The 10,249-nt window shown below is 60.3% G+C and carries 7 protein-coding genes and 2 pseudogenes; 6 read left to right on the top strand and 3 right to left on the bottom strand.

Annotated elements, in window-relative coordinates:
- Nucleotides 1–503: 503 nt before the first annotated feature.
- Nucleotides 504–1,139 carry a hypothetical protein gene (locus ACLFKU_RS41110; protein WP_410853037.1) on the bottom strand — a complete coding sequence of 212 codons (636 nt, stop codon included), beginning with the start codon at nt 1,137–1,139 and terminating at the stop codon, nt 504–506.
- An 848-nt stretch (nt 1,140–1,987) separates the two neighbouring features.
- Between ACLFKU_RS41110 and ACLFKU_RS41105 the strand changes: the two genes are divergently transcribed.
- The 5 genes from ACLFKU_RS41105 to ACLFKU_RS41085 all read left to right on the top strand — a co-directional run bounded on the left by ACLFKU_RS41105 (nt 1,988) and on the right by ACLFKU_RS41085 (nt 7,925).
- Nucleotides 1,988–2,287, top strand: coding sequence for a hypothetical protein (locus ACLFKU_RS41105; RefSeq protein WP_410853036.1), 300 nt, complete (start codon nt 1,988–1,990; stop codon nt 2,285–2,287).
- A gap of 89 nt (nt 2,288–2,376) precedes the next feature.
- Nucleotides 2,377–2,715 carry a hypothetical protein gene (locus ACLFKU_RS41100; protein WP_410853035.1) on the top strand — a complete coding sequence of 113 codons (339 nt, stop codon included), beginning with the start codon at nt 2,377–2,379 and terminating at the stop codon, nt 2,713–2,715.
- A gap of 14 nt (nt 2,716–2,729) precedes the next feature.
- The gene (locus ACLFKU_RS41095; protein WP_410853034.1) at nt 2,730–6,005 is read left to right on the top strand and encodes a type 2 lanthipeptide synthetase LanM family protein; all 3,276 of its coding nucleotides are present in this window, start codon (nt 2,730–2,732) and stop codon (nt 6,003–6,005) included.
- Nucleotides 5,998–6,735 (top strand): SAM-dependent methyltransferase, encoded by a 738-nt coding sequence (locus tag ACLFKU_RS41090; protein ID WP_410853033.1) that lies wholly within the window; start codon nt 5,998–6,000, stop codon nt 6,733–6,735. The genes ACLFKU_RS41095 and ACLFKU_RS41090 overlap by 8 nt, the downstream gene beginning before the upstream one ends.
- Nucleotides 6,736–6,789: 54 nt before the next feature.
- Nucleotides 6,790–7,925, top strand: a protein-coding gene (locus ACLFKU_RS41085) for an IS3 family transposase (protein WP_410853032.1) whose coding sequence is annotated in 2 segments (ribosomal slippage) — nt 6,790–7,054 and nt 7,054–7,925 — 1,137 coding nt in all. Because the reading frame shifts where the segments join, the coding sequence is not laid out codon by codon here.
- A gap of 419 nt (nt 7,926–8,344) precedes the next feature.
- Here the strand turns inward: ACLFKU_RS41085 and ACLFKU_RS41080 are convergent.
- Both ACLFKU_RS41080 and ACLFKU_RS41075 read right to left on the bottom strand, forming a co-directional pair.
- Nucleotides 8,345–8,509: pseudogene (locus ACLFKU_RS41080) on the bottom strand (DDE-type integrase/transposase/recombinase); the annotation flags it as partial.
- A gap of 108 nt (nt 8,510–8,617) precedes the next feature.
- Nucleotides 8,618–9,205, bottom strand: a complete 588-nt coding sequence (locus ACLFKU_RS41075) for a hypothetical protein (protein WP_410853031.1) — start codon at nt 9,203–9,205, stop codon at nt 8,618–8,620.
- A 567-nt stretch (nt 9,206–9,772) separates the two neighbouring features.
- Between ACLFKU_RS41075 and ACLFKU_RS41070 the strand changes: the two are divergent.
- A pseudogene (locus ACLFKU_RS41070) lies at nt 9,773–10,045 on the top strand (IS21 family transposase); the annotation flags it as partial.
- Nucleotides 10,046–10,249: the final 204 nt, after the last annotated feature.

The raw sequence follows: 10,249 nt of genomic DNA, 5'->3' as shown, positions 1-10,249 counted from the left end.
TCGTCATTCATCGCTCGGCTTCACGTCGCCAACTCAGTTCATGCAAGACTGGCTTGCGGCTCAGCGGACAAAGGATACGGCTGCATAACCCCGGACCTCTGGAAGGCGAAAAACCGAGGGAAGCTCAAAGTCCGTAAGCAGTATCGTCCCACTTGAATTGGTGGTTGCCTTTGTCATTGATCCTCCTTCGTAGCCAGACCAGTGAAAAGCAACATTTGCCGAAAGTGTCCGCCAGAAATATCGCAACGTTCTGCGGTGCGCCACTGCTATTGGCGACGGTCACGGAATAGGTCACGATAAAATGTCGATCCTTCTTCTTCGCGGGAGAAAATGAATGCTTCAAGGGAATTGATATAGATGAATATTATATGCGCTTATTGATTTGCCATTGGCGGTGATGGCGCGTATTGGCAATTTATTGTCGCCGAGCTTAATAAAAACCAGTCTGTTTGAAAACAGACTGGTTTTACCGAGCCACCGAAAAGCAGGCTGCCAGCCTCCGGCTATACCGGGACCGGGACGAATTGTAACGTATCAGTCAGCTTGAATTTCAACGAAGTCGCGCCTCCCGCAAATTCGAATTGTGTCGGACTGCTGACAAAGCTGCCAGAGACAGCAACGCCTTGCTTGGCCTCAGTTGTGCAGATCCAGTAAATCGGGTGGGTGTCAAACAAAAATTTGCCATTTGGTTTGCCTTGCATTGCAAACGTTGGCAGAGAATTCATGTACACGGCAAGGCTCATTGCTTGTGACTGTGAAACTGTAAACGACGCGTCTGTCGTGACCAGCATGCTACCGTTGGGCACCTGCGGGTCGTTGAATGCCAGAGGACGAGTCTCAAACTGCTCATCAGCATAAGTCACGCCCATCTCGTTGTTGCCGCCAGCAGCGGTTGGATCCATCCTTTGGAGCGGGCCGCCAGAACTCCACTGGACGCCCGGTACAAGCGGTTGCTCGGAGGTGCCCCAGTTGAGCGCCCAGTCGACTGTCCAATTGTAGATATTGGTATTGCCATTGTTGACCGATTGCAGAAGCCACACTAGTGGCAATCCTGCTTTTAAATTAGGATACGTCTGGTAGATAGCGACATTCGCGGGAGCGCCGCTGGCATTGAGCACGGATATGGTGTAAGAAGACATGAGTGCATTCACTTATTTCAAGAGTTGATGGATAACTTATCCTGCCCTTGGCGGCAAATCTGAACGATTTGCTCAATCAAGGTGTGAAAGTTCTACGAAGTAAATGAGTAAGGTACTACGTTTCCGGTTGGTGGAACGTTTGTACGTTCGCCTAGCCAAAGCAGCTTACGTGCCAGGTGACCCGAGAACACGAGAAATGGCCGACACAACACATTAGTCTTTGAGGGTGATTGTCCTAGGTGTTGGGTTCTCGACATTGTATGTTCACAAGCGGGACCGAAGTACTCACGCGGCGGCGCAAGCGATCGGGCGAAGCCGGCGTCGAAGAACTGCTCACCTCACTCTATCGCAATCAGCTCGCCGCACGCTTCGCCGCTTGGCATCTTTTCATTGAGGTGCCGGGTTCCGTTTTCTGAACAGATCTGAGTCCTCTCCGCTATTGCGCCGCGAACAATTTAACGTGACAGCGCCGAAATTGGCCTCGTCGCAACTAAGACGATAAACGGCGGGTTTGTCGGGTTTGAAATGTCGGCCTCCACGTAAAAATTGCGTTGGCTGACCGACGGTCGCGAATGTGGGCGGAAACGAGTGAGTTGGCATCAAACTCGCTTTTGATAAACATGCGAGCTGCTCAGGAAAAAGGACATGCCCGTCTTACGGATACCCGCGCCGCCGCGCTTTGACACCATGACTCCATATGCGTGTTCCTTTAACAACATTCGCCAGGCCGGTTGCCTAGTTGGTTTGCTCGGGACGCTTTCGACGTGTTCTGCGATGGACAATTTTATTTATATGCCCACAATTGCATCCGAAATGAATTCTCGAGATCGAGCATAAATTGCCGGGGGATGATGTTGCCCGACTCAAGACCCGGTGAAACTATCTCAACGACGGTGGCGATCAACTCCATTGATGACTATCGCTTGCTGTTCAGCGGCGAAGCGTGCGAAGCAGCGCGGGCAGGTTTTTCCGACCCACTCAGTGCGTTATCTCGACCCGTAACCAGAACGGGAATTCCTCTGGGCGCTTTGAACAGACTGGCCGACTATGTCGATGGACATGGCGTTCTTGCTCCGAACGACAAGGCATTGAATACAAGTTTTCGTGCAGTACGGATCGGCTTGTCCTTTCATGAGAGGTTTTCTTGAAACAGGAATAACTTAACGATATTGGTCGATTTCATTGTTCAAGAAATCGAAACCGCAGGAAAATAAGTGTCCGTATCGCCGATATGGGCGTGAACGTCATAAACCTGTTGGATATTTTTGAAGGAGTTGATATGAATGACCATACGTCAAGCAGCAATTCATCATTGCGAGGTGCACGGCCGAACGGCGCCGAGACGGAAGTGCACGCGATCGATCCGGAAATGCTGGAAGCGATGCTCGTCGAAGCGACAGACACCGCACCGGCCGTGAATGACCCGTCGCTGGCGTTGGACGAGGATCTGGAGACCTGCGACTTGCACGCAATCGGCGCCGCTGCCTCCGGCACGCGGTCGAAAATGCGATTCGGCCGCACGACGCAGACCATCACCGAAAGTTGCGAGCACACCTGCGGCGGGTGTCGGGGCTGACGGAGAGGTTCGCGATGGACGCGCAAGTCGTCACGCTTCTTCCTCCACTCGCGGAATCGACGTTGCGCGATTGGGTCGCTCGCAGCGCGTGGCTAGGCGAGCGCCTGACCTGCCCCCCCGACGCCGGTGGCGTCGGGGGCGACAAGGAGGCTACCGCTTTTGCGTCCTGGCGCCGATTGGCCGCGAAGGATCACGCGCACCATTTCGACACCTATCTCGAACGGCTCGGGCTGAGCGAGCACCAGGCGGTGCTGCGCCTCGGCCCTACTAGGCAGGCCGGCCGCGCTGCGCTGCCTGACTGGGCGAATCGCTTGCCCGCGTGGATTGCGCTCGTTTGTACGGGCGACGCGGCATCGGAGGGCCGCGACAACGGCAATGTCCCGTTTGCCGATCTCTTTCGTCCGCTGGGCCGTGCCATATGGGATCGCATCGCCCGCCATTTGGATGGCTCGCTTTGGGCCGCGCCGGTTCGAGACGACGTGAGCGCTGGGCTAGCCCCACACCTGTCCGCCCTGTTCGCCGACAGCCTTTACGTCTGGTTCGACGCATTCCGGTCGGTCCGGCAATCGCACGGCCAGCTTGCGGCGGACGAGGCTGCGGCCGCGTCGAACCGAATTTACACCGATTTCCTGTCGTGGCTGCGCAGCGGGCATTTCGTTCGCTTGCTCGATCGAAAGCCGGTCCTTGCCCGCTTTTTCGCGATCTCCGTCCTGCAGTGGGAGCAGCATGTGACGGAGCTCGCGCAGCGTCTCGAGCATGATCGGCAGGTGATTGTCGCGCGGTTCTTCGGCGGTCGCTCGCCCGGTGCGGTCGCCGGCTTGGACTTCGGCATGTCGGATCGGCACCGGGACGGGCGCGGCGTCGCGATCGTGCGGTTCGACAGCGGGCAGCAGCTGGTTTATAAGCCTCGGGATCTGGGCATCGATGGTGCGTGGGCGACATTCCTGCAACGCATCCAGGCAGCCGGCGCACCGGGCGAACTCCGGACGCCGGACGTACTATGCCGGGACGGCTATGGCTGGACGTCGTTTGTCAACGCCGAGCCGTGCGCGTCGCTCGACGAAGTACGCGTGTTCTACCTGCGCGCAGGCGCGCTTCTCGCGCTGTTCCAGATCCTTGGCAGTTGCGATTTCCATCAGGAGAACGTCATTGCATGCGGCAGCCATCCAATACCGGTGGACCTCGAAACGCTGCTGCGCCCCGGGGGCAGGCTAGATGGCGACGACCGGCCTTGGCATCCGGCTATCTCCGCCGCGGTGCGGATCATGAGCGCATCGGTGCTCGAATCGGGCTATCTCCCGTACTGGAATACGTTTCGCAGTACGAGATGGACCGCGGGCGGGCTGAGCTGGTCGGCTCCCGAGGAGGTCAAGGTGACTGGCTGGCTGCATGCAAATACCGATGCGATGATGCTCGGCCGCAAGCCGCTTGCAATCGACGCCGTGCGGCATCTGCCGAGGCTCGCGGAATCCATTGCCGATCCTTCGGGCCATCTCGGAGACATCGATGCCGGGCTCGTGGCCATGGGGCGCTTCGTTCTGGCCCATCGCGAGACGGTCCGCGACGCGCTCGCCGTGTTTCGCGACACCAGCGTGCGGGTCGTGCTCCGCGACACGCGCTTCTATGAGATGTTGAGCCGGCGTGCGATGCAGCCGACGCGGCTGGTGGACGGGTTGAGCGCCAGCCTCGAGTTGGAGTTCCTGATGCGGTTCCATCATCCGGTCGACGCGAACGCAATAACGTGCGTGCGTTGCGAGCAGACGGCCATGCTGCGCCTCGATACGCCGCTGTTCCGGATGAGAAGCGACGGCACGACACTGCATGAGGTTGGCGGCGAGGAAGTCGAATTCTTCTACCTGAAAGACGACGTGCTGTCGCCGATGGCGCACGCGGCGGCACGGCTCGATGCATTCGACGACGCACACCTTGAGCAGCAGCGGCGACTCTTGCGCTTCGCGTTCTCGCGCGATGGCATCGCGCCCGCGTTCGCCAGCGACGCGTGGCCGGAGGACAGCGATCGAGCCTGGCGTCCTCAGGAAATGGTGCAGCGTGCTACCCGCATCGGCGAGCATCTGCTGTCGCTGGCCGTCGTCAGCGACGGCGGTGCGACATGGATCGGCCTGCCCTCGACCGCCATCGATGCCGCGCCGCACATCCAGGTGCTAGGCGAGAACTTCTATGACGGGACGGCGGGCATTGCCGTCTTCCTGCTGGCCCTTGCTCGCGCGACCGGACGCGACGATTGCAGGCAGACCGGCCTCAACGCATTTGCGACGCTGCGCGACGGTTTCGTCCGCGAACGGCATGCCGGCTTTCCCGACCGGGACCGGATTCTCGGCGGAGCCGAAGGCCTGGCGTCCTGCATCTATCCGCTCGTGCTGGGCGCGCACTTGGCCGACTCTGACATGCTGCTGGACTGGGCCGAGGAGATCGCGCAATGCATCGGTGACGCGTGGATCGGCGCGGATACCGCATACGACGTCATCGGCGGGGCGGCGGGTGCCATGCTCGGCTTGCTGGCTTTGCACGAGGCCGGCCGGCCGATCGGATTGGACCGCGCCATGGCCTGCGGTGCGCATCTGCTCGCACACTGTCGGCCGGCTCCGGCGGACGATACCGTCGGCCATGCGCGTCCACTCGCGGGGATGTCTCACGGCGCGGCGGGGTTCGCTTATGCGCTCCAACGCCTCGCGGCCGCGTCGGCGCGACGCGAATGCTCTAGCGCCGCTGCGGAATGGGTCGCATACGAGCACGCGCTCTTCGATGATGCAACCGGCAACTGGCCGGACCTGCGCTTCGAGGCCGAGGAACGACCGCAGTCCGAACACGCGAGCTGCCGATGGTGCCACGGCGCATCCGGGATCGGACTGGCGCGTCTCGGGATGGTTCTGCACGGCGCGTCCGCACGCGCCGTGCGCGAAGACCTGGAGCGGGCAATCGCCCGCACGGTGGCGGAACCGATGAGCGCGCTCGACTGCCTGTGCTGCGGCAATTTCGGACGGCTCGATCTGCTATTGGAAGCCGGCGTCACGCTCGGGAGGCCGGCGCTCGTCGCGCTGGCGCGCCGACGCGCCGCTGCTCGTCTGGATCGCACGGTGGAAGGCTTTAGCTGGCCGTTCGGCAGCGACAACGAGAACCTCGGTTTTTTCCAGGGTGTCGCGGGCATTGGCTACGAATTGCTCCGCCTCGCGTATCCGAGCAAGTTTCCATGCGCGCTGCTGTGGGGGATCGGGTCTCGCCCGATTGCGTCCACCCATTGGGATCGAGAAGAGGAGACATCAGATGCATAGCGAAGCGGAAGTGACCATCGTTGGCGGCGGGCTCGATTTTTCGAAGGATCCGAGCGTCGAGGCATGTCGGGCGATTCGCCACGCAGAGGTCGTGTTTCACGCCGGATGTCATGAGGGCGTTGCCCGCTGGCTGGCCGATCTCGCCGGCGACGCGGACGTCGTCGACATCGATACCGGTCACTATCAGGTCGGCCAGTATCGGCCCGACATGTACCGCGCGATGGCGTCCCGGGTGGTGGGCGCGGCGCGCGAGTCGGGCGCCGTGGTCCTGATCGAGCCGGGCAGTGCGATGGTGACGGACCTCGTGACGCGCTTCGTGCTGGAGGCCGCACACGGTGCCGGGCTGCGCACCCGGATCGTCGCGGGCATTTCCAGTCTGGAGCATCTTTGCATCACGTTCGGCATCGATCCGTCCAGCGGGTTACAGACCGTGCTCGCACAGGAACTCGTGGCACGGCGAATCAGGCTGAGCGCCGGGCTCGATACCGTCGTCATCCAGCCCGGTTACTTCGACACGTTGTGGCACGTGGGTTGGCCGCAATCCCGTGCCGACCGCTTTAACGCGCTGGCCGAGACGCTGTCGCTGTCGTTCGGGCCGCGTCAGGCAATGGCGCTGGTCAGGTTTCCGATGCATCCGGCCGACATGATGCACGAATTCTGGTTCAAGCTGGCCGACCTGCATCGAACGGTGCAGAAGAGGTGGCGCCGGAATTTCGGACAAGGTCGGTAAGTGGAACGGTCGGGGCCTGAGCTGGTCATAGGGACCAGCAAAAGGAACCCAAATATGGCAAAAAGAAGCCGCCGGTCGCATAGCCCGGCATTCAAGGCAAAGATAGCGCTGGCAGCCCTAAAGGGCGACAAGACGCTGGCAGAGCTGGCGCAGCAGTACGATGTTCATCCGAACCAGATTACGGACTGGAAGAAGCAACTGCAGGAGCGCGTGTCGGAAGTGTTCGAGACGGGCAAGTCGACGACAGGTGAGCCACCAGTGGACGTCACGGTGCTCCACGCGAAGATTGGCCAGTTGACGCTGGAGAACGATTTTTTAAGCGGAGCGCTCGGCAAGGCGGGGTTGCTGAGCGGAAAGCGATGATCGACCGTGCACATGCGCTACCGATTGCGCAACAGGCGCGACTTGTGGGGATCGCCCGATCAAGCGTCTACTACCAGCCTCAACCGGTCAACGAGACGGAACTGAAACTGATGCGCCGGATCGACGAGCTGCATCTTGAGTTCCCGTTCGCGGGAGCGCGCATGCTGGTACGTCTGCTGCGCCGCGAAGGCATCAAGGTGGGCCGACGGCATGTGGGCACGCTGATGAAACGCATGGGTGTCGAAGCGCTGTACTGCTGGCCGAACACGAGCCGCCGCCACAAGCAGCACAAGATCTGGCCGTATCTGCTGCAGGGAATGAAGATCAACCGCGCCAATCAGGTGTGGGCACTCGACACCAGCTACATTCCGATGGCGCGGGGCTTCGTGTATCTGACGGCTGTGGTGGACTGGGCCAGCCGAAAGGTATTGGCACATCGCGTGGCGATCACGCTGGAAGCGATCCATGCGGTCGAGGCGCTTGAAGAGGCATTCGCGAAATACGGCCAGCCTGAAATCGTCAACACCGACCAGGGCAGTCAGTTCACGGCGACCGCTTTCACCGACGCGGTTCTGGATCGCGGCATCAAACTATCCATGGACGGCAAGGGAGCCTGGCGCGACAACGTGTTCGTCGAACGAGTGTGGCGAAGCGTCAAGTATGAGGAGGTGTATCTGAAGGCATATGAGTCGGTCAGCCACGCCCGGCGCTCAATCGGCGATTACATCAATCTGTACAACCAGAGACGACCTCATTCGAGTCTGGAAGACCGCACGCCGGATGAGGCATACTTCGCGACACTGCCTGCGATCAAATCGGCAGCATGAACGCCCCGGTGGTTCCACTTAAAAATCTCGGGACCCTGCCCGAACAAGCGGCGCCACCTCTATGTGCTTACGCGATCCAGCGTGACGGATTGACAGGTCCCGCCATTAGCAGTGAAACAGCGTTCACTTCCAGAGGTTGCTTGAGCAGACTTCAATTCGATGGCAGAACGGTTGGGCCGTGTGGGGCCAAACCCGCTTTGCACCAAGGGCAACCAAGCCCGAGGCTATGATGGGGTACCCATTCGCGGATATTCATCGTGGGCCCGCAGCGAGTGCTGCCAACTGAGCCCGGATACATGGCTGCAACCTCGACCTGGTGCCAGAAAACTGAGACTGCTTGACAACAGGGAGTCGTCCATACATGGTGCATAGATAAGCGGGTTGAGAAAGGCCATATAGGTGGGAAGGCTTTCGCTTGATCCAGGCATCACGTTCGTTCTGGACTTGATGTGGCGATGGTCTTGCTCGATCACATTGTTCAGATATTTTGAGGACCGCACCTTCGTGTCTTCAGGCAGCAGACCATCGGTTTTCATTTCGCGCACCGCGCGGTGCGAGGCGGCATAGCCGTCGAGCGTGATGGTCGGCGCGCGTTTGAAGACCGGCTCGCCCAGTGCGAGCTGTTGGAACTGGCATTGCACGAAGAGCGGCTCAACCATCACCCATTTCGTGGTAAGTGGGCGACTGGTAGATCAAACGTCGCTTACCTCTTCTTCGTTCGATCGTTGAGCGATCTGGCCGTCCAGCACTTCTATCCGGAACGGGCCACGGACTCCCATTGAAAATTCGGCCGCCGCGGCCAAGGCGCGTTCGAGTCTGACGTCTGGCCGCATCGGCATACCGGCGGTGGTATGAAGTGAGCCCAGCGCCGCCTGTTCGCCGCTACCACAGGCATCGAAGTTCACGGCGCATTCACCAACCTGATAATCGTCGCCAATCTGGAAGATGCGCCCCATGTACCCAACCAGAAAAGTGCCAGCCCATTCGCGTTCGCCGTCCTTGCGCGCGAACCCACCGCGGGTGAAGCACGCGCGTACCGCCTCAATGAACGTTGTGCACATGAAGGCGAACACATCGGTGCCCTCAGGGCGCGGCGCGACGGTCAGACTATGGCCCAGAAGCTGCCCCATCCTGAAGGATGTGGTGAAGCCGATCAGGAACGGTCCCACCCGATAAATCTTGGGGTCGGCGCGCACGGTGATGGACCCACCCCCCGCTCCTGCCGAATCCGCACCCATGTAAACCTTCTTGCCATCTGTCAGCGCCACAATGCAGGTCATGCTGCCTCCGTAGGTGTTGCCCGATAGAACGCGACGCGCACGCCCTCGCACGGCTCAGCCGTGGTCGAATTCATGCAAGTACGCCCATTGCCGCCCAGAACTGCCTCGCGGGTCTATGACGTCCCGCCGGCGGGCGTCCCCCCCCCGTGACGCGCGCCTTCCTGAGCGTGTAGGGCGTGCGCAAAAACGCTGGTTGTGACTGCAGCACCGTGAGATCTGATTTCGTGTTCAATCCTCATTCAATCCACTCCTAATGACTCACGAGAAGCAAAGAGCAAAAGTCGAGCCAGCACCACCGGGGGCGCCACTTTGGCCGGTCGTTGACGTTTGTTTCGGCCGGTGGTGAGGAGTCGGAGGCGGCGTAGCCGCCGGAAAAGACGACCCACCGGCGGCGCCGCGTCGGTGGGGTAATAGGATGGCTGATCGATTCTTAAAGAAGAAGCGGTCAGCACATGTCTGGAACCCGCATCACCGACCAACAGGTTCGCCTCTACATAAACAAGCGCAAGCACCATCCGCAGGAACTCGCGGCCGCGACGGCAGGAATAAGCGTGCGCATCTACATGCGATCGACTCGACTGTTACCTGTCCGGCGTGCTGGTCCACAGCACCGATCGGGGCTCACGTGCGCACGACAACCGGCACGTGCTCGATTACCGCCACTTCATTGACGCCCTGAAGCGCAAATCCCAGGCATTCAAGGGGCTCGCGTTTCGTGACGCACTGTTCCCGCGTTAGGCTTACCGCAGAACGTGGGAGCAACGCGATGCCCGCCTGTCACAACGCGACGCATGCAAGACGATGATCAGCCTGCTTGAGCTCGCGGGCCTGCACGGCGTGGGGTCGTACTGGCAGGGAAGCTTCATGCGAACGACAACTACGCCGTTGGGCCGCAGTCGAATTCAATGCCCGCGATTGTGCGAGTTTTGAGATGCGGAGCGGTACGCGTTCGGACAAATCGCAGCAGGTTGCGCGGTGGCCATTCAGTGAGCCTGTGCACGAGGTAGACGTACGGCTCAAGGTCGCTGGCGCTGCATACGAGCA

It is taken from the genome of Paraburkholderia sp. EG304 (assembly GCF_046543485.1).
Taxonomy (GTDB): Bacteria; Pseudomonadota; Gammaproteobacteria; order Burkholderiales; family Burkholderiaceae; genus Paraburkholderia; species Paraburkholderia youngii.
This window is presented reverse-complemented; position numbering and strand designations above follow the sequence as displayed.